Here is a 19573-nt window from a genome sequence, read left to right on the forward strand (position 1 = left end):
TCGCCTGGTCGGACGTGACCATGCTCGGCCCGGAGCCGGGGGCCCGGAAGTCGTGGTCATCTGGGGCGGGGGAGTACGTCTGCGACGGGTGTGACACTCCGTTATCGAACTGTAACAAACAAGCTGACGCAGTAAACGTGCAGGTCACGGGCTGTATGAACGTCATGACTGAGCGTGTGACTCCCCCTCTCGTCGTTACTCCCCGTGTTGCTGTTGTGACTGTCGTGTACGTTCATCCCTGTCACCGGAAGACTCCGCTCCGTAGCGGCGGCTGAGGGCGACGACAGGTCCAACTGGGCCGGCCCCCGTGGGGGGGAACACCACTTCATATGCCTTGGAGGCAATCGTGACCGCAGCAACCTCCCGGTTGCGCCGGCGTGGTATCGGGGCCGGCGTCGCGGCTCTTGTTGGTCTGACCGGCCTCGGCACCGTTGTGCCGGCCCAGGCTCTTCCCAACTTCGAAGTCGCCCGCCCCAGCAGCACCGAGAACCGCTTCGCCACCGCCGCGTCGATCAACACCGACTACTTCACGTCGGGCGCGAGCAACGTCATCGTCGTCAACGGTGACAACCCCGTCGACGCGCTGGCCGCGTCCTTCCTCGCCGGGACCACCATCCCGATCCTCTACGTGAAGCGCGACAGCGTTCCCGAGGAGACCGCCGCGGCGCTCGAGGACCTGAACCCGAGCACCGTGTGGGTCGTCGGTGGCACCAACGCGATCTCCGACGCCGTGTACGACGAGGTCGGCGGCGACGAGCGCGTCCAGGGTTCCGACCGGTACGAGACCGCCCTCGAGGTGGCCCAGACCAAGCTCAACGGCGCGACCCCCAACACCGTCTACCTGGTGACCGGCACCGACCTGGCTGACGCGCTCGCGATCGCCCCCGTCGCCGCCCGTTCCGGCATCCCGGTCCTGCTGACCAAGCCGAACGAGCTCCCTGACTCCGTCGTCGACGCCCTGTCGACCTGGGGCACCGGCACCCGCGTCTTCATCATCGGTGGCGAGAACGCCGTCTCCGCCGACATCGAGAGCGACATCTCCGCCGCCGGTCACGCGGTGACCCGCGTCCGCGGTGACAACCGTCGCGACACCTCGGTCCAGATCGCCAACGGCAACTCCTTCTCCAAGGCCGGCGTCTGGCTCGTCAACGGCAACCGTCCGGTCGACGCGCTGCCCGCGGCCATCGTCGCGGCCGCGCAGAACTACCCGATCGTCTTCACCGCCGACGGGTCGCTGGGCGAGGAGGCCGAGGGTTACCTCTCCGCCAACTACTCGACCCTGACCACCGCCATCGCCGCCGGCGGGACCTCGGTCCTGCCGGAGAGTGTCGTGGAGGCGGCCGACGAGGCCGCGTCCACCGTGACGACGGCTGCGGCCATCTCGGTGCCCGCGTTCACCTACGCCCAGGCCGGCCAGACCGTGGCCCTGTCCTCGACCGTGACCGGGGCGATCCCGTCCGGTTCGACCGTGGCCCCGCCGGTGCGCAACGCCGGCGTGACCTTCGAGGTCCTCAACAGCGGCGGCGCGGTCGTGCGCACCCTCACTGCGACCACGAACTCCGACGGTGTCGCCTCGGTGAACTTCAGCACCGGTGCGACGGGTTCCTACACCTACCGCGCGTTCGTGACCGCCACCCCGGAGGTCGCCACCCAGACCGCCGGTTCGCTGCAGGTCGGCGTCGCCGCCACGCCCATCGCGGTCACCGCCGCCGGTGGGTCGAGCGTCGGGGTCAACACCGCCCGCACCTACACGGTGACGCTGCAGGACCCGGCCACCGGCGCTCCGTACACGACCGCGACGACGCTCAAGGTCTCGCTGGCCAACCTGCTCGACACCGACGCCACCAACAACTCGGTGGCCGACGTCCGTTTCAACGGTTCGGGTTCCGCCCCCACCGTGACCGGCAGCAGCATCGGGACCGTGACGGTCCCGGCCAACACCGCGAGCGCGACGTTCACGCTGTCCTCGACCTCCGGGGCCACCGTGACGCCGACGGTCTGGCTGGACTCGGACAGCGACAACGCGATCGACGCCAACGAGTTCCGGGCCCAGGGTCCGGCGACCACGTTCGTCGCCCGTCAGTACACCTTCACCGCGGCTCCGGTCAGCGGTACCGCGAGCATCGGCAACGGTGGGCAGCGCGTCTACTCCGGCCGGGTCGTCGACCAGTACGGCACCCCGTACACCGGGTCCGTCGAGATCGGTCTGAACGAGCTGCAGGACAACAACAGCAGCACCACCACCTCGGCGGTCCTGCTGTGGACGTCCGCCACCGCCACGCCGGTCACCACGCCGGGCGCCGGTACGGCCACCCCGACCGGGGCGACCGCGGTCAACGGCACCACCGGTGCCGCGACCGTCTCGGTCACCCCGAACGCGAGCGGGAACTTCTCCTTCGCGGTCTACTCGGCGGCGGCCACCACCGCCACCCCGACCATCTGGGTGGAGAGCGGTACGCCGAACGCCATCCGTGAGTCCAACGAGCAGCAGTTCACCTCGACGGCCACCACCTGGGTCGCCCCGGTCCTGACCGGTGCCACGCTGGCCGCTCCGGACGACCAGGTCCTGACCACCAGCAGCGCTGCCGGCACCTCCGGCTCCGAGGTCTTCACCTTCACGACGGTGGACCAGAGCGGCAACGCGATCAACGTGGCGGCCAACACCCCGGTCACGTACACGGTGCGCAACACCGGTGCGAACCCGGTCGTCATCTCCGGCGCCACTGCCGCCTCGGGGTCGAGCCTGACCCTGGCCGCCGGTGCGACGGGCACCTACACCGACACGATCGCCTCGGGTGCCAACAACGAGACGATCACCCTCACCGCGGCCGACGCCACCTCGGCGACCGTTTCGGCGGCAGCCACGGTGAACGGTGTGAACCTCTCCGGTTCCGACTCGGCCACCTTCCTCAAGGTGAACGGTGCGGAGTCGGGCACCGCGGCCGAGACGTTCTCCGGCACGGTCCTGTGGGTCACGAAGAACACCGCGACCCCGTCGGCGTCGTACCTGCTGCAGACCAGCGTCGGCAACGTGCTCCTGACCATCGGTGCCTCCGGGAGCACCGGGACGGTCAACGGCAGCACCGCCACCGCGGCGCAGCTGGTGGACGCGATCAGCGTCGGAGACTCGGTCGTCTACACCGACACCACGTCGGGTTCGGCCACCACCGGCAAGAACCACGCCATCACCAACGGCTGACACCGTCGATGAGGTGACCCGGGCTCGGTGAGCGGGTGGCGGCCACGGACGTGGTCGTCATCCGTTCCACCCGAACGGTCCCGCACGCAGCCCCCACCGATCTTCGACCGGTGGGGGCTTCGTCGTGCCCGGCGGACCGGTCTTCGTGGTGGTCCCGGTTGCGTCACCGCGGGGGCGCAGCGAGGGTGGCGCGCACCGCCGGCTCCGCCCGGAGTCGCCCGACACCAGGGAGGCGTCGTGCGACGTCGAGTGCTCACCGTCCTGTCCGCTGCCGTCGCGATCGGTCTCGTGGGAGCGGTCCCCGCCCAGGCCGCGGACACGAGGATCTCGGGGGCCAACCGGTTCGAGACCGCCGCGCTGGTGTCGGCGGCCTTCGACGGGTCCGAGTTCGCGCCGGTGTACCTGGCGACCGGGGAGAACTTCCCCGACGCGCTGGCGGCGAGCGCTGCCGCCGGGGCGGACCAGAGCCGCGTCCTGCTGACGTCCCGCTACTCGGTTCCGCAGGCGACCTGGGACGAGCTGCAGGGACTCGGCACGCGGTCCGTCTACGTGATCGGTGGGACCACGTCGGTGAGCGCCGAGGTGGAGACCGAGCTGGAGCGGCGGGGGTACAGCGTGCTGCGGCTCGAGGGGGCCAACCGCTACGGGACGGCCGTGCAGACCGCCCGCATCCTCTTCGACGACCCCGACACCGCCTTCCTCGCCACCGGACAGAACTTCCCCGACGCGCTGGCCGGAGCGGCCGCCGCCGGCAGCCTCGGTGCGCCGATCCTCCTGGTCGGGCGGGACACCGTTCCGGCCGAGGTCCGGGACGCGTTCACCGAGCAGTTCCTGCCCCTCCGACCCAGTCGGTTCTTCGTCCTCGGGGGAGAGGGCGCGATCAGTCCGGCCGTGATCGACCAGATCCGGGCCCTCGGGTTCCAGAACGCCTCGTTCGAGCGGCTCGGGGGGAACACGCGCTACGCCACCGCCGTTGCGGTCGGGCAACGCTTCTTCCCGGGCAACGACACCGCGGTTCTCGCGGTCGGTGACAACTACCCCGACGCGTTGGCGGCCGGTCCGTTCGCGGCCGAGATCGACGCCCCGCTCCTCCTGACCCAGGTCGGGTCGACCCCGGTCGAGACCGCGGTCGAGTTGGAGCGTCGGCGGCCGGACAACGTCGTCTTCGTCGGGGCCGCGCGTCCCTGAGTCACGTCCAGAACCCGCCCCCTCAGAACGGTGGTTCGTCCGGCCTGCCCCACCGCGACGTTCCGGTGTTCCGCTGGCGTCGACGGTGGGCGGCACGGTGCTCGAACACGTACAGCGTCTTCTGCCGGTGGTGCCGGCGGCAGGAGGCGTGCAGGTTCGACCGGACCGTCCGCCCGCCCTCCTCGAACGGGACCCGGTGGTCAAGGTCGCAGTCGATCGCGGGCACCAAGCAGCCCGGGGTGGTGCAGGTCCGATCCCTCGCCTGCACGAACCGTCGCAACGCGGCGCCGGGGCGGTAGACCCGCGGAGACACGTCCAGAACCTCGCCCGACACCGGGTCGGTAAGGATTCTTCGCCAGTCCCCGTCGGCGGCCAGGGCGCGGGCCAGGGCGGCGGGGACCGGTCCGATCCCGGCGACCTCACCGGGTTCGTCGTCCAACCCCAACAACGTCCTGGCCGCGATGGTGACGTGGACGGTGGTGCTGGACGCGGGGCGGTGGGTGCGGACGTGCTTGACCGGGTTCACCTCACCGGGCTCCGCCGGCATGGTGGGGTCGGAGAAGGCGGGGACGCCGTCGCGCATCGCGGTGGTCAGGACGTCGGTGAACACGTCGGCGCGACGCTGCTGATGCGTCCGGTGGTCACGGGTTCCGGTGGCCGTGGCGTGGTCGGCGGCCGCGTCGGCGGCGGCGGTCAACCACCGGTCGAAGCGCAGCGCGACGTCCTTGCCGACCAGGGCGGTGAGGTGCGCGGAGAGGCCGGAGTCCTCACCGGTGTCGCACAGGTCGACGCTGACGTGACGGTTCGCGTCCGCGACCCGCACCGCGACCGGGACGTGCTCGGGGGTCAACCGCCGGATGACCTTCGTGCAGTGCCGGGTCAACTGCTGCGGGGTGGGATGAGCAGTGGCGATGTGGGCCAGCGCCGAGGCGGTCAACTCCGCCCGGGCGGCAGCGAGTGTGTCGCCGTCGAGAACGGGTTCGCCGAACGCGCCCACCCGAACACCCTCCGAACCCTCGATGGGGACGAGGGTGGCTTCGCGGGCGGCGAGGCGGTCGTGGGCGCGGCGGACGACCGCGCGGTGGGTGAACGTGATGTTCCCGGCCCGGTAGGCGTCGTGCAGGGCCGGGTCCTGGAGGGCGTCCTCCGCGTCGCCGACCTGCCCCACGGCTTGCAGGTGGGACAGGTGTCGAGCCTCGGCCAGGATCATCGCCGCCACCTCGGCCACCAGGTGGTCGAGGAGTTCGAGGGTGAGTTCCTCCCCGTCGCGGGTGCAACCGAGGTCGCGGGCGCGGGCCACGTCGGGGTGCTCGCGACGGACCCAGTCCAGCAGCGCGACCACGGCGTCGATGGCCATCGCGTGTCCGGTGGAGCGGAGGCGTTCGGAGGCCTGCAACAGCTCGGCCAGGGCGTCGCGAGGCGCCAGTTCGACCGAGTTGTCCACCGGCATGACTACCCCTGCGTCCATGTCCGAATATCATCCGAACAAGGTTGTCCGATCAAGGTCTTCCGACCCCCTAATCCGTTGCACAGCAACAGTTACAGCCCATATCGGCGCCTTGACGATCCCCTCCGTGCGAGAATCGGGAACCCTTCCGCGACACGAAATCTGTGACCAGACGTGCGCGAGTGACAACGGAGAGCTACCGTGATGGCGTGAGTTCCGCCGCCGCGGGTTCACCTTCCTGCCTGCGGCGACCGCGGCCTGGAACGACCGTCGGCACCTCCCTGGGCGTACGGGGACGACCGGTCGGGGGAGCCGCCGCGGTCGCCGCGGTCCATGCCCCCACCCCGGTCAGGAACCCGGTACCGCGATCGTGCCCAGGGCCGGGAAGAGGTCGGCGACGGGCCGGGGTGGCGAGTGCAGATACCCCTGGCTGACGTCACACCCCAGCTGCGCCAACCGGTCCAGCATCGCCTCCGTCTCGACCCCTTCGGCGACGACGACCATGCCGAGCCGGTGGGCCAGGTCGATCGAGGAACTGATGACCGCCAGGTGGCGCTCGTCGTGCAGGAGCTGCGCCACGAACGAGCGGTCGATCTTCACCTCGTTCACGGGGAGGTGGAGCAGCAGCAGCAGCGACGAGTGCCCGGTGCCGTAGTCGTCGAGGCTCACCCCGACCCCGAGGTCCCGCAGCTCGGTCAGGACCGCGGCTGCCGCGTCGGGATCGTGCAGCACGGAGGTCTCGGTGATCTCCAGGACGAGCAGGTTCGCGGGGAGCCCGGACGCGGTGAGGAGGTCGGCGACGGTGGGGACCAGACCCGGGTGGACGTCCGCAGCGGCCAGGTTCACCGAGACGGGAACTGCGAGCCCGGCGGCGTTCCAGGTACCCGCCTGCCGGACGGCCTGCTCCAGGACAGCCCTCGTGATCGCCGGCATGAGGCCGGTCTCCTCGGCGAGCGGGAGGAACGCGGGCGGGGGCAGGACGCCTCGCCCGGGGCGGTCCCAGCGGGCCAGGGCCTCGAGGCCGCGCAGGGATCCCGAGACGACGTCGACCTGCGGTTGGTAGTGCAGGACGATCTCGCCGCGCTCGAGGGCGTTCCGCAGTTCGGCGAGTTCCCGCACGCGGGTCCTGGTCCGTTCGTCCAGCGTCTCCTCGTGCAGGACGGGCCCGAGGTCGTTCCCCTTGGCCGCGTACATGGCGACGTCGGCGCGACGGAGGAGTTCCACCGCAGTCATCCCCGGGTCGTCATCCTGGTGCGCGGAGGGGTCGAACAGGGCCACGCCGATGCTGGCCTGGACGGTGACGACGTGGGTGCCGAGGTCGAAACCCTGGCCCAGAACCGTCTCGACCTGCCGGGCGACCGCCTCGGCCCTCCCGGGATCGGCGAAGGGCAGCAGGATCGCGAACTCGTCACCTCCCAACCGGGAGGCGAGGGCGGGGGTCGGCACCGTGGCCCGCATCCGCGCGCCCACCTGGCGGAGCAGCTCGTCGCCGACGTGGTGGCCGAGGGTGTCGTTCACCTCTTTGAACCGGTCGAGGTCCAGCAGCAGCAGCGTCGCGCCGGAACCCCGGGTCACCCTCCGGCCGAGGGCTCGCAGCAGGGCCCGGCGGTTCGGCAGGGTGGTCAGCTCGTCGGTCGTCGCCTCCTCCCGGGAGGCCTGCAGGGCCAGGAACTCGCGGACCACCAGCCCGGCCCGGACGAACCCGGTGGCCACCGAGAGGGCGGCCAGCAGAACCGCCGACGACGGGACGTCGACGTGTCCGCTCACGGTCAGGACGACCAGGGCCATCGCCCCGGACAGGGCGCCGGTGGCGAACTCGCGGGCCCAGCGGGGCCGGGGCGCGGAGCGCGGCACGACCGGTTGCTCCCCGAGGGAAACCAGGAAGCTCGCTGCGACCAGGGCGCCCAGGACGACCCGGGCTGCCCCGGGCACGGGGGACGTGGCGTCGTCGACGTGGAGCAGGACCTGGAGCAGGAACCCGGCCGTGGAACCCGCCAGCAGGGCGAGGAGACGCAGGTCCGGGCGCGGCCGGCACATCGCGACGCTGGCCCCGGCCAGGGTCGCGGACACGAGGGCGGCGGCGAGGGCGAGCCAGGCCCAGGTGGTGCCGGTGCCGTCGGTGCCGGAGAGGGTCTCCGCGCCCAGCCAGACCAGCAGCGCACCCCACGAGAGCACGCTCGTCGCGATCTCGACGTGGCTGCTCCAGGGAATCGAGGTGACCCGGCGACGCAGCAGGAGCACCTGGGCGTTGAGCACGACCGCCTGCCCCAGGACCGCCAGCGCGAGGGCCCAGGACGGGGCCCGGCCGACGACGCTCGTGGCGACGGCCGGCGCCTGGAGGGTCACCGCGACCACCATCAGCGCCGACGCGAGGCCGCCCCGGCGGTAGTAGGACACGACCTGCAGCACGACCGTCCCCCGCCCGGGCTCCGGCCCCGGCCTCCCGGGACTCCGTCCCATGATCGGCCCCGTCCCGTGGTTCCTTGACCGCGGGGTGGTGGACGGATCACCCGCCCGGACCATCGAGACCGGGGGTCCCGCGACCGATCCCTCATCGGTGAACCCCCCGATGCGCTCCCGTCGCGCCCGCACGCCCCTGGTCCTCGCGCTGGCGCTGGCCCCCCTCCTCGGGACGGGTCCGCTGCCGGCGCACGCCCTGACCGGGGAGGAGCTGGTGGGCACGGTCGTCCGCATCGCCGACTCCGGGACCGACGGCAGCCCCACCACCTACCTCGACCTCGGCGACGGGGCCGGGTTCGACCTCCGGGCCGTCGGGAACCAGCGGCTCGACCGGGTCGCCCCGGGTTCGGAGGTGACCGTGCGGGTCAGCGATGCCGACGCCGACACCCTGCGGGTCCTGTCCGTGCAGGACGTCTCGGCTCCGGCGCGCCCGCAGTCCACCGGCTCCTCGTCGGCCCCGCACACCGTGCGCATCGCGATGGTGGTGCCCGCCGGCGCCGGCCAGGACGCGAACCCCATGACCGCGCAGGACGCGGAGAACTCCCTCGCCGCCGCCTCGCAGTACTGGTCGGACCAGACCGAGGGGAAGGTGAGTTTCACCCTCGCCGCCCCCGTGACGGGCTGGTACACCTCGACCTACCCCTGCTCGGACGTGGGGAACCTCTGGAACGAGGCCGCCGCCCGCACCGGGTGGACCGGTGCGGCCCGGGAGCACCTCGTCGTGGTCGTCCCCCGCCAGGCGTACACGTCGCGGGCCTGCGACGCCTACGGCAAGGGCACCATCGGTTCCTCGTCGGCCGCGAACGGTGCCCTCTACGTCACCGACACCGCGTCGAGCCTCTGGGCGCACGAACTCGGCCACAACCTCAGCCTGAACCACGCCAACGCCGTGTACTGCAGCGCGTCGGCCGACGTCACCTGGAACGGTTCGACCTGGGGGTGCGGGTGCGCCTCCTGCACCGGGACCTGGGTCTCCTACGGGGACTGGTTCGACGTGATGGGCCCCTCGGGGCAGCTCGGGTACGGCAGCCTCGGCGTGGCCGGGCAGTCCCGGCTCGGCCTGCAGACGGCGGGCATCCGCACGGTCGGATCCGCGGGCAGCTACACCGTCGCCGCCCTGCCGGTCCGGACCGACGGCGCCGCCCACGGTCTGCGCATCCCCGACCCGGCCGGGCGGGGGACCTACTTCGTCGAGCTGCGGGGCAACTGGTCGGGCGACGCCCGGTCGTCGGCCTCGCTGACGTCCATGCCGCGTGGGGTGCGGATCACCAAGGCCGACGACTCGCAGTCGGGGGGCAGCGTCGTCCTGGACGCGACCCCCACCGGGTCCAGCACCGACCGGAACTGGATCCTGACCGCGGGTTCCACCTTCACCTCGGCGAGCGGGCAGGTCCGCATCACCACCACGACGGTCGACGGGACCTCCGCGACCGTCCAGGTGGCCCTGGGAGCGGAAACCCCGACCAGCACCCCGACGTCCACCCCGACCGCGGCGCCCACCAGCGCCCCGACCTCCACCCCGACGGCCACGCCGACGTCCACCCCGACGCGCACCACGTCGCCCACCGGCACCCCGACGACCCGTCCCACGTCGAACCCCACCACCCGCCCGACCACCACCCGCCCGACCTCGAGCCCCACCCCGACCCGGCCGCCCTCGCGGCAGCTCTCCCCGGTGACCGAGCGACCGGACGGCACGATCGCGGTGCGTCGCGGGGACCGGACGGTCGTCGTGCGCGGGGCGATCCTGCAGCGTTACCGCGCCGCCGGGTTGAACCGTTCCAGCCTCGGCCTCCCGGTCACCGACGAGATCCCGTTGCGCGGTGGGGCGTTCACCCGGTTCGAGCACGGTTCCATCTACTGGAGCCCGCTCGGGGGTGCGCACGTCGTGAAGGGGGCCATCCGCGACCGGTGGGCCTCGCTGGGTTGGGAGAACTCCACCCTCGGATACCCCACCGGTGAGGAGACCGCCGTCCCCGGCGGGGTCGTGCAGACGTTCCAGCACGGTTCCATCACCTACTCGTTCGGGACCGGGCGGACGGTCGTGACGCGCGGCTGACGGTCTCCCCGCCCCGGGTGGGGCAGAGTGGCCGGGTGGGTTCCTCGCCGTCCCGGCTCCGGTTGCAGAGTCTCGACGTGGTCCGTGGCCTCATGCTCGTGGTGAGCGTGTCCGTGGACAGCCTCGTGCTCGTCGACGTCCCGACCTGGTTCAACCACGCGAAGTGGGCCGGGGTCGGGGTCGTCGACCTGGTGTTCCCCACGTTCGTCACCCTCACGGGGTGCGGTCTGGGTTTCGCCATGCACCGCCGGACCGACGTCCGCAGCCTGGGCCGACGCATCCTCGTCCTCGTCGCGGTGGGACTGCTCTACAACGCCCTCGTCCTGAACTCCTGGGTGCCCGACACCTGGCGCTTCACCGGCGTCCTGCAGCTCTACGCGGTCGTCGTGCTGGTGCTGGCCCTGCTGCACCTCGTCACCCGGGACTGGCGCGGCTGGGCGCTGCTGACGGTCCTGCTGGCCGCGGCCTCCACGGTCGTCCTGACCCTCTCCGCCCGGGACTGCCCGGGACGCACGCTCACGCCGGAGTGCAACCCCTCGGGTGTCGTCGACCTCGCCTGGCTCGGGCCGGGCCACATGTACGCCGGGGGAGTTCTCGGGCACGACCCGGAGGGGCTCGTCGCCATCCTCGGGGCCCTGGTCAGCGCGTCGGCCGGGGTGACCCTGGGGCATCTCCTGCTGGCCCGTCCCGGACGTTCCGCCCTGCCCGGCCTGGCCCTCGCGCTGGGTGCCGCCGGTCTGGCCTGGGCCTGTTCCGTCGTCCCGCAGGCCCTGGCCGGCGTCGACCTCCCGACGATGAAACGGTTGTGGACCCCGCCGTTCGGGTTGTCCGTCGCCGCGGGAGTCCTGGTCGTCCTGCTCATGGCGCACCTGCTCCTGGACCGACCGCGGAACCCGGCGGTCGTCCGCGGCGCGGTCTGGCCGCTGATCGCACTGGGCCGCAACAGCCTGCTCGTCTACTTCGGTTCGCACGTGGCGATGGCCCTGCTCACCCGCAGCGTCGACGCGCAGGGGGTCGACCTGCCCACCCGCATCGCCGACGGCATCACGCGAGCGTCGTCCCTGACCGGGCACGAACAACTCGCGTTCTCCGTCGCCGCGGTCCTCGCCTGGACGCTCGTCGCCGCCGTGCTGCACCGGTTCCGCATCTACCTGCGGCCCTGACGGGTCGCCCCGGGGGAGGCGCCTCAGCGGTCGGCCAGCACCGCGACCCCGCTGTGCCGCAGGATCCCGGGGAGTTCCGCGGGCGGTACGGGTGGGGAGTGCAGGTAGCCCTGGCTGATGTCGCAGCCGAGTTCGCGCAGCGCGCCCAGCATGGCGTGGGTCTCGACCCCCTCGGCGACGACGTGCATCCCGAGGGAGTGGGCCAGTTCGATCGTCGACCGGATGACGGCGGTGTGCCGGGCGTCGTCGGGCAACGACGAGACGAACGAGCGGTCGATCTTGACCTCCGTGACCGGCAGGCGGAGCAGCAGGGTGAGGGAGGAGTGGCCCGTCCCGTAGTCGTCGAGGCTCACCCCCGCACCGAGTTCCCGGATGCCGCGCAGCACCATCGCCGCGGCGGTCGGGTCGTGCATGACGGAGGTCTCGGTGATCTCCAGGACCAGGCCTTCCGGGGGCAGCCGGTGCTTGCGCAGGAGAGCGGTGATCGTGGTCTCGAGGTCGGGGGTGATGTCGTCGGCGCTGAGGTTCACCGAGACCGGGACGGCGAACCCCGTGCGGTACCACTCGGCGGCCTGCCGGACGGCCTGCTCGAGCACGGTGGCGGTGATCTCGGGCATCAACCCGGCGTCCTCGGCCAGCGGGAGGAAGTGGAACGGGGAGATCGTGCCGCGCGTGGTGTGCTGCCACCGGACCAGCGCCTCGACCCCCCGGACCCGGCCGTCGCGGACGTCCACCTGCGGCTGGTAGTGGAGACCGATGTGCCCGGCGCGCAACGCCTTGCGCAGTTCCTCGAGCAAGGTGAGCCGGGTGCGGGCGTCGTCGTCGTGCCGTTCCTCGTGCAGGACGGGACCGCGTCCCTCGGCCTTGGCGACGTACATGGCGGTGTCGGCCTGCCGCATCAGTTCCGCCGCGGCGGCCTCGAAGGGTGGGTTCCAGCACCCCGGTTCGACGACCGCCATCCCCAGGCTCGCCCCCACGTTCACGACGTGGTCGGAGAGGGAGAAGTCGGTGCGCAACGCCTGGGTGAGGGTGTCCGCCAGGGTGGCGGCGTCGAGCGCGCCGGCGCCGGGCAGGAGGACCGCGAACTCGTCGCCGCCGATCCGGGCGAGTACGGCCTCCGGGGGGATCTCACCCCGCAACCGGCGGGCGACCTGGCGCAGCAGGGTGTCACCCGCGTGATGACCGAGCCCGTCGTTCACCTGCTTGAAGCGGTTGAGATCCAGCAGGAGGAGGGCCGCGCCGTACTGTCCGTGCGGGCCACCGGCCAGCGCCCGCAGCAGGGCCCGGCGGTTCGCCAGTCCGGTGAGCTCGTCGGTCAGGGCCTCCTCGTGCGAGCCCTGCAGGGCGACCACGTCGCGCACCGTCACGTAGGCGATGACGCCGACGCAGCCGATGGCCCCCACGGCCAGGGCCAGGGCCGGGACCATCGGCGCCGACCGGTCGACGCCGAGGATCACGACGAGGGCGGTGAGGGTGGTGACCAGGCCGCTCAGCACGTGCTGGCGCCAGGGCATCGGACGGCGCGGGGGCAGCGTCTCGGGCCGGGCGTAGAGCACGGCGAGGTAGGCGAACGACGTCACGGCCATGCTGAGCTGCGCCGTGAGGAGAGGGATCCCGACGCCGACCGCGTGCAGCATCAGCAGCACCTGCGAGCCGAGGATGCTCACCGCGCCGAGGGACAGCCAGCCGACCCGGGGGTCTTCGCGCACCCCGCACCGCACGACGGTGGACGCCGCGAACAGGGCGGAGCTCAGGGACAGGGCGACCGAGGCCATCGACAGGTCGGCCTGGGCCAGGTCGATCCCGGCCAGACGCTGGTAGGCCGGCCCGACCAGCCCGATCATCGCGGCGGCGCCGGCCAGGGTCCAACCGATGGGGTCCAGCCAGCTGCTGCGCACCTCGACCCGGACCCGTTGCCGCAGCAGGAAGACCTGACCCAGGTAGAGCGAACCCAGCCCCAGCAGGCCCAGCAGCAGCGACCACACCGGAGCCGGCCCGACGAGCGCGAGGGCCCCGGCCGGGGTGGTGAGCACCCCGGCGACGGTCAGCAGAGCCGTCACGCGGTCCGGCCGGATCGGGCGCCGACGGAACCGGACCACGCCCTGCCCTCCCGTCCGCCGAGGCCGCCCCGGTGGTTCCGGGTCGTCCCGAACATCGGCCGACAGGGACGACGGCTTGAACGGGCCCCGGCGGGGATCACCCGCGTGGCGGTGCCCGGGCGGACGTGCCGCTCGGCGGGCGCCGATCTTCACCCGAGGGGGTGGTCCTGCCCGGTCGGGGTCCGCCGGGCGGGCCGTCGCGCCGATGTTCCACCGACCTGCAGCCAGTCGGGCCCACCTTCAGTACCGAGAAGGGTCCGATGACCAGACATCCCGCGCCGGCCGCGGCCCGACGTGGCCCGGTAGCCAGCGAGGACGCCCTGTGGCGCTGGGTGCGTCGCGCACTCTGGACCCTGGCGGTCGGGACCACGCTGACCCTCGTCCTCGCGCAGGCGGCGGGCTCGGACACCCCTGCCGGGTCGGCGGCCGCCCTGAGCAGCGTGCTGGCGGCGGCCTGTCTCTACCAGGGGCTGCTCGCCTGGAACCGCGACTCCTCGGCGGTGGCCGATCCCGGGGACCACCTCAACGGGTTGAGCGGCACCCTGGCCCTGGCCGCACTCGTCAACCTGCTGCTCCTGCACGTCGACGGGCGCGTCGTCGGCCCGGTCGAGCAGCTGGCCGTCCTGCAGATCTCGGCCCTCGTCATCGTCCTGGGCTCGACGCTCACGGTGGCGTCGCTGGCGGCGCTCACGCGCGACCCGCGGCCGTGGGTGATGAGCCTCGGGGTGGCGGGCGCCGGTGTCGCCGCGGGATGGCAGCTCGCGGGAACGGGGGGCGGCCCGTCACCGACCCTCGGCCTGGTCTCCACCGCGACCTTCGGCCTCGGGCTCGGCGCGGCTCGTCTGCTCCCCGCCGCCCGCACCACCACCCAGATCGTCACGCCCCAGTCGGCGGTCGTGGGGGCCCTGGTCGTCCTCTCGGCGGCGATGACCGCCCTCGTGGTCGCGACCCGGTTCCCCCCGGACCGCACGACGACCGTGGTGGCGTTCGCGGTCGCGGCGGTCGCCGGGGTGAGCACGCGCGCGGCCACGACCATCCGCGACCTGGCCAGCCTCGCCCAGCGACGGGTGGAGGCGCTCACGGACGACCTCACGGGGCTGGCGAACCGCCGGGCCCTGAACCAGCGGCTCGCCGAGGTGACGCGGACCCGCGAACCGACGGCGCTGCTGCTGCTGGACCTCGACCGGTTCAAGAAGCTCAACGACCGGCACGGGCACGAGGCCGGTGACCGTCTGCTGGCCCGGGTCGGTCGGGTGCTGAACGACGTCGTCCCGGGCGCCGCGCTCGCGGCCCGCCTCGGTGGTGACGAGTTCGCGGTGCTCGTCGGAGACCCGGACCAGGCGCACGCGGTCGACCTCGCCGCCCGGGTCCGCACCGACGTCGCGACCGAGCTCCTGCGCGCGGCCGAACTCCTCGGACCGGGGTCCCGTGTGGACGTCGACCTCAGCGTCGGCGTGGCCTGGAGCGGTCGCCACCAGCACACGGACCTGCTGCGACGGGCCGACGTCGCGATGTACGCGGCCAAGGCCACCGGCGCCGGGGTGGCGGTCTTCGACCCGGAGAGCGACCGGTCGCACCAGGAGCGGCTCGCCCTGACCGAGGACCTGCGCCTCGCCTTCGAGACGGGCGCGCTCCCCTTCGAGGTGCACTACCAACCGCAGGTCGGTCTGGACGACGGATCGGTCCGGGGCCTCGAGGCCCTGGTCCGGTGGAGGCACCCCCGTCGCGGTCCCGTCCCCCCGGTCGAGTTCCTGACCCTGGTCGAGAACCTCGGGCGGATGCCGGACCTCACCGTGTTCGTGCTGGCCACGGCGAGTCGGGACCTGTCCCGGTTCCCGCCGACCGGTCCCGGAGGGACCGGTCGGCGACCACGGATGTCGGTGAACCTGTCGGCCGGGTGCCTCTCCGACCCCGGGCTGCCCGCCGCCCTGCTCGCCGCGCTGGCACCGGGGGCCGTCGCGGGCGACATCGTCCTGGAGGTCACGGAGACGACGCTGATGGCCGACGCCGACCTGGCGCTCGCGGTCTGCTCCTCGCTCGTCGTCGCGGGGTTCGAGCTGAGCATCGACGACTACGGCACGGGGTACTCGTCGCTGTCGTACCTGAACGACCTCCCGGCGCACGAGCTCAAGATCGACCGGAGTTTCTGCGCCCGGGTCGTCGAGGACCCCCGGGTCGCCACGATCGTGGCCGCCACGGTCGACCTGGCCCACCGGCTGGGGCTGCGGGTGGTCGCGGAGGGGGCCGAGGACACCGTCGTCGTGGAGGCGTTGCGGCTGCTGGGTTGCGACCTGGTGCAGGGTTTCGCCCTGACCCCGGCCCTGCCGGTGGTGGAACTCCTGGACTGGGTGCGGGCGCGTCAGCCGGGTCCGCGCGAGCTCGTGGGGCGGGCCGCGGCGGACGTCGTGGGGCCGGGCCGTCCCGACCGACCCGGGGGACGCTAGGTCGCGGCGTCGGACGCGACGCCGCGCCGCCCACGGAGGTCTGCGCGTCCGCTCCCGCCCCCTCGGCCCCGGACCCGGTCCCGCAGCGCCGGTTGCGCGTCGGCGACGATCTCCCTCGCATCGGCCCGGACACGTTCGGGTCGGACCGGTACTCGTGAGGGGCCGCGTCCCGCGGGTGAGGTCGGGGGAGTGGCGACCGTCTCAGGACGGTCGCTGCGGACCCCGGTAGTTCGTCCAGGGGTTGTAGTCCGCCAGGAGATCCCCCTGCTCGGGGCGTTGCTCCTCGGGGACGTGCTGGAGGTTGATCCGCACGCGGTACCAGAGCGAACTGCTGCCCCGCATCCCGTCCACCAGGACGTCGGCCTCGTGCAGGTGGGCGGCCACGGCGGGGTGGGCGTCGCGCCACACCTGGACCAGGTCGAGGGCCTCGGGTTTCGTCCGGGTCCGGGCGATCTCGACCAGGGGCATCGTCATGGTCCGTCGGCCGGTCCCCTTCGGGGGTTTCTCGGCGGGCCCGAGGGCCTTGGCGAGATCGAGCAGGGGTTGCAGGGACCCCGCCACGTCGTCCATCCCGGCCCACGGGTCGCCGATCTCCGCGAACCTGCCCGCCGCGGTGCGGATGGTGTGCTCGGCCGGGTCGACGTCGCGGACCTCGTCCCAGGTCAGCGGCATCGAGACCCGGGCGTCGGGAGTGGCGCGCACCGACCAGGCCGAGGCGACCGTCCGGTCCTTGGCGTTCTGGTTGAAGTCGACGAACACGCCTTCGCGTTCCTCCTTCCACCACCTCGACGTCGCGAGATCCGGGGCCCGGTTCTCGACCTCGCGGGCGACCGTCTCGGCGGCCCGCCGCAACTGCGGATAGGTCCACACCTGCACCCCGGGTTCGTGGTGCACGGGGGCGTAGACGTGGATGCCCCGCGACCCGGACGTCTTGGGCCAGGCGGTCAGACCGTGGTCGAGCAGCACCTCGCGCACCACGAACGCGACGTCGACGATCTGTCCCCAGGGAACTCCCGGCACCGGATCGAGATCGATGCGCAGTTCGACCGGGTGGTCGAGGTCCTCGGCCAGGACCGGGTGGGGGTTCAGGTCGATGCAGTTGAGGTTGACGACGTAGGCCAGTCCCGCCGTGTCGCGGACGACCGTCTCGGCGGCCGACGTGCCCGAGGCGTAGCGGAGTTCGGCGACCTCCAACCACTCGGGTCGCTTGGTGGGCGCCCGTTTCTGGAACACCGCCTCCTCGGCGATGCCCTTCACGAAGCGTTTGAGGACCATGGGCCGGCCGGCCACCCCGCGCAGGGCGCCCTCGGCGACGGCGAGGTAGTGCTCGACGAGGTCGAGCTTGGTGACGCCCAGCTCGGGGAAGACGACCTTCTCCGGGTGGGTGATGGCGACGTCGTGCCCGGCGAGGGTGAGGACGTGCCCCGTCGAGGTGGCCACGCTGCACGGTAGCCAGTCCGGGCGGTCCTGTCCCGCCCACTGACGCGTGACGCTCTGCTCTGACACCATGTCTGACTGTGACCACTCGACTGTCCTGGCGACTCCTGCGTCCCACCGGTGCCCTCGCGCTGGCACTCGTGACCGTGACGACGCTGGCCGCGTGCGGCGGGGACGAGCCGGGCGAGGGTCCGACGGCGGGCGCGTCGGCACCGAGCGCGTCCGCACCGACGTCGAGCGGGACCCAGGAGCAGCCGCCGACCTCGCTGGTGGACTCCGTGGTGGTGGCCCCCGACGGCAGCGATGCGCTGAACCAGACCCTGCGGGCGGCGGCGACGGAGAACCGGCGGGTCCAGCTCGACGTGGTCGCCGACTTCGACCCCAGCGGGAGCGAGCTGGGAGAGGGCCGGGTGGTGCTGCCGACGGACGCCCTCGTCGAAGGGGTGCGGCCGCTCCGGCTCACGACGGACGAGCCGACGGCGTTCGCGGTCGAGAACCAGGCCGCCGACCTGCTGCGGATCACCGGGACGTTCACCGTCGCCACGGCCGACAACGGGTACGCGCTGACCGCGCTCAGCACCGAGTCGGACCCGGCGCTGCTGCCCGCCGGAGCGGACGACCCTGAACGGTGCCGCGCCCTGCAGGCCGATCCGGCGCCCTTCTACTCGGCGGCGCGCACGCTGGGCGGTGACCCGACCCAGCGCGACGAGCTGCGCGAGGAATGGGGTTCGGCCCGAGGCGTCTGGTGGGCGCTGCAGGAGATCGCGCCGCTGCTCGTGGCCGAGGAGGCCCCGGAGGGCGACGCGCTGGCGGCGGTCTGCCTGTTCTGATCCCCGCAGGTGGCTGACGGCGCGGACCCGACCCCGGGGCGCGTGGTCTGACCACCGGCCGCGGCCGGTGCCGTGGCGGTGCCGGTCGTCGCGGTCGACGTCCCCTCCGGGCCGACACGCTCGGGCCCGCCGGTGCCCGCGCCCGCCAGGGTCGCGGCCGCGGCCAGGTCGGCCCCGCCGCCGTTCCCGGCCCGGCTGGCCGACACCGCGCCCGACCAGGACCACACCCCCACCGCCGCGACGACGGCGACGAGCACGGCGGCGACGGTCCGGCCCGTCCGGCGGGGACGGGCCGGGGTCTCGGCGGTGCCGAGGACCCGGGTGACGGGCGTAGGCGGGAAGGGCTTGTCGACGGGGGTCACCTCGCCCGGCCCGGTGACGTCGAGGTGCAGGGGCTTGTCCTTCATCGAGAACCGCACCTCGAGCCGGGTCGCGGTGACCGAGAGCACCTGGGCGCGGCGCCCGGGCCCGTCGACCGCGACCCCGGCGATGCCGCGGACGAGGACGTAGTCGCCGGTCCGCAGCCGGTTCGCGTCGGACGCTCGCACGGTGTCCCCTCCCTCGCTGGGGCGTCGGAGCCCCGTCGGCCCGCTCCATCGGCAGGTCGGGGCCGGACCTTGATCGGAGGGTCCGGGGACTCCCCCGGACGGGCGCTCAAGTCGGGGCCGGGAACGGTCGATGAAGGGGCGGTCCGCCCCCCGCGCCCTGAGGAGATGTCGATGCCGGACTCGCCGAACACCCGTGGTGCCCTGACCGTCGGCCGGACCGACGCGTCCGCCCTGCTGCTCGCCGCCGCCCAGCTGGACGAGGGGGCCTACGTCCCCGAGGTCCGGGCCGGTGCCCGCCTGCAGGCGCCGTCGCGCGCGACCGAGCCCGTCCCCGCCACCGTCGCCCCTGTCGCTGCCGCCGTGACGCCCGTCGCCACCCCGCCCGTCACGGCCCCCGTCGTCGCGCCCGTCGTGCGTCGCGGGTTCTTCGCCCGGCTGCTCGCTCGGCTGCTCGGTCGCGGCTGAGGACGCTCGCCGCGCCTACTTCCCGCTGCGGCGCAGCACGAGCACGAGGATGATGATCGCCAGGACGACGAGTCCGCCTTCGGTCATGGGAGCCCCCTCTCGGTGCCGGCGACGGTACGCCCTGCGGGGCGTCCCGGACACCCGTGCCTGAGGGTCGTGGTGGTGGGGGGCCTTGTCGGCACCCGTCGTCCGGCCCAGGATGAGGAGGTCCACCGGAGGGCCCACCGTCGGGTC

Annotated in this window: 12 protein-coding genes; 7 read left to right on the plus strand and 5 right to left on the minus strand. The window is 73.0% G+C overall.

Going from position 1 to position 19573, the window contains the following annotated elements; all coding sequences use genetic code 11:
- Positions 1 to 346 precede the first annotated feature (346 nt).
- Positions 347 to 3199, plus strand: a complete 2853-nt coding sequence (locus ACFFKU_RS01285) for a cell wall-binding repeat-containing protein (RefSeq protein WP_380134735.1) — start codon at positions 347 to 349, stop codon at positions 3197 to 3199.
- Between the two features lie 237 nt (positions 3200 to 3436).
- Positions 3437 to 4387 carry a cell wall-binding repeat-containing protein gene (locus ACFFKU_RS01290; RefSeq protein ID WP_380134738.1) on the plus strand — a complete coding sequence of 317 codons (951 nt, stop codon included), beginning with the start codon at positions 3437 to 3439 and terminating at the stop codon, positions 4385 to 4387.
- Between the two features lie 22 nt (positions 4388 to 4409).
- On the opposite strand, the gene ACFFKU_RS01295 is transcribed toward ACFFKU_RS01290, so the two are convergent.
- Together ACFFKU_RS01295 and ACFFKU_RS01300 are read right to left on the minus strand one after the other, a co-directional pair.
- Entirely contained in the window at positions 4410 to 5855 is a 1446-nt protein-coding gene (locus ACFFKU_RS01295) for an HNH endonuclease signature motif containing protein (RefSeq protein WP_380134741.1), read from the minus strand.
- A 327-nt stretch (positions 5856 to 6182) separates the two neighbouring features.
- Complete coding sequence (locus tag ACFFKU_RS01300; protein WP_380134743.1) at positions 6183 to 8243, minus strand: putative bifunctional diguanylate cyclase/phosphodiesterase; 2061 nt, start codon at positions 8241 to 8243, stop codon at positions 6183 to 6185.
- Between the two features lie 160 nt (positions 8244 to 8403).
- Between ACFFKU_RS01300 and ACFFKU_RS01305 the strand changes: the two genes are divergently transcribed.
- Positions 8404 to 10353, plus strand: coding sequence for a hypothetical protein (locus ACFFKU_RS01305; protein ID WP_380134745.1), 1950 nt, complete (start codon positions 8404 to 8406; stop codon positions 10351 to 10353).
- Positions 10354 to 10388: 35 nt separating this feature from the next.
- Positions 10389 to 11516 carry a heparan-alpha-glucosaminide N-acetyltransferase domain-containing protein gene (locus ACFFKU_RS01310; protein ID WP_380134748.1) on the plus strand — a complete coding sequence of 376 codons (1128 nt, stop codon included), beginning with the start codon at positions 10389 to 10391 and terminating at the stop codon, positions 11514 to 11516.
- A 23-nt stretch (positions 11517 to 11539) separates the two neighbouring features.
- On the opposite strand, the gene ACFFKU_RS01315 is transcribed toward ACFFKU_RS01310, so the two are convergent.
- Entirely contained in the window at positions 11540 to 13576 is a 2037-nt protein-coding gene (locus tag ACFFKU_RS01315; RefSeq protein ID WP_380134750.1) for a putative bifunctional diguanylate cyclase/phosphodiesterase, read from the minus strand.
- 299 nt (positions 13577 to 13875) lie between these two features.
- On the opposite strand from ACFFKU_RS01315, the gene ACFFKU_RS01320 reads away from it, so the two are divergent.
- Positions 13876 to 16059 carry a putative bifunctional diguanylate cyclase/phosphodiesterase gene (locus ACFFKU_RS01320; protein WP_380134753.1) on the plus strand — a complete coding sequence of 728 codons (2184 nt, stop codon included), beginning with the start codon at positions 13876 to 13878 and terminating at the stop codon, positions 16057 to 16059.
- Between the two features lie 201 nt (positions 16060 to 16260).
- Here ACFFKU_RS01320 and ACFFKU_RS01325 read toward each other — a convergent pair whose 3' ends face one another.
- Positions 16261 to 17568, minus strand: coding sequence for a DNA polymerase domain-containing protein (locus ACFFKU_RS01325; protein WP_380134754.1), 1308 nt, complete (start codon positions 17566 to 17568; stop codon positions 16261 to 16263).
- 8 nt (positions 17569 to 17576) lie between these two features.
- On the opposite strand from ACFFKU_RS01325, the gene ACFFKU_RS01330 reads away from it, so the two are divergent.
- Positions 17577 to 18326, plus strand: coding sequence for a hypothetical protein (locus tag ACFFKU_RS01330; RefSeq protein WP_380134756.1), 750 nt, complete (start codon positions 17577 to 17579; stop codon positions 18324 to 18326).
- 719 nt (positions 18327 to 19045) lie between these two features.
- Positions 19046 to 19339 (plus strand): hypothetical protein, encoded by a 294-nt coding sequence (locus ACFFKU_RS01335; RefSeq protein ID WP_380134759.1) that lies wholly within the window; start codon positions 19046 to 19048, stop codon positions 19337 to 19339.
- A gap of 15 nt (positions 19340 to 19354) precedes the next feature.
- Here the strand turns inward: ACFFKU_RS01335 and ACFFKU_RS01340 are convergent, their stop codons facing one another.
- Positions 19355 to 19564 (minus strand): hypothetical protein, encoded by a 210-nt coding sequence (locus ACFFKU_RS01340; RefSeq protein ID WP_380134761.1) that lies wholly within the window; start codon positions 19562 to 19564, stop codon positions 19355 to 19357.
- Positions 19565 to 19573: the final 9 nt, after the last annotated feature.

The organism is Kineococcus gynurae, from assembly GCF_042433995.1.
Lineage (GTDB): Bacteria > Actinomycetota > Actinomycetes > Actinomycetales > Kineococcaceae > Kineococcus > Kineococcus gynurae.

What these genes read in the sequence shown, in the direction of transcription:
- ACFFKU_RS01325 (WP_380134754.1), bottom strand. Translation starts at nt 17,568, where the DNA reads ATGGTGTCAGAGCAGAGCGTCACGCGTCAGTGGGCGGGACAGGACCGC.
- ACFFKU_RS01305 (WP_380134745.1), top strand. Translation starts at nt 8,404, where the DNA reads ATGCGCTCCCGTCGCGCCCGCACGCCCCTGGTCCTCGCGCTGGCGCTG.
- ACFFKU_RS01335 (WP_380134759.1), top strand. Translation starts at nt 19,046, where the DNA reads ATGCCGGACTCGCCGAACACCCGTGGTGCCCTGACCGTCGGCCGGACC.
- ACFFKU_RS01295 (WP_380134741.1), bottom strand. Translation starts at nt 5,855, where the DNA reads ATGGACGCAGGGGTAGTCATGCCGGTGGACAACTCGGTCGAACTGGCG.
- ACFFKU_RS01320 (WP_380134753.1), top strand. Translation starts at nt 13,876, where the DNA reads ATGACCAGACATCCCGCGCCGGCCGCGGCCCGACGTGGCCCGGTAGCC.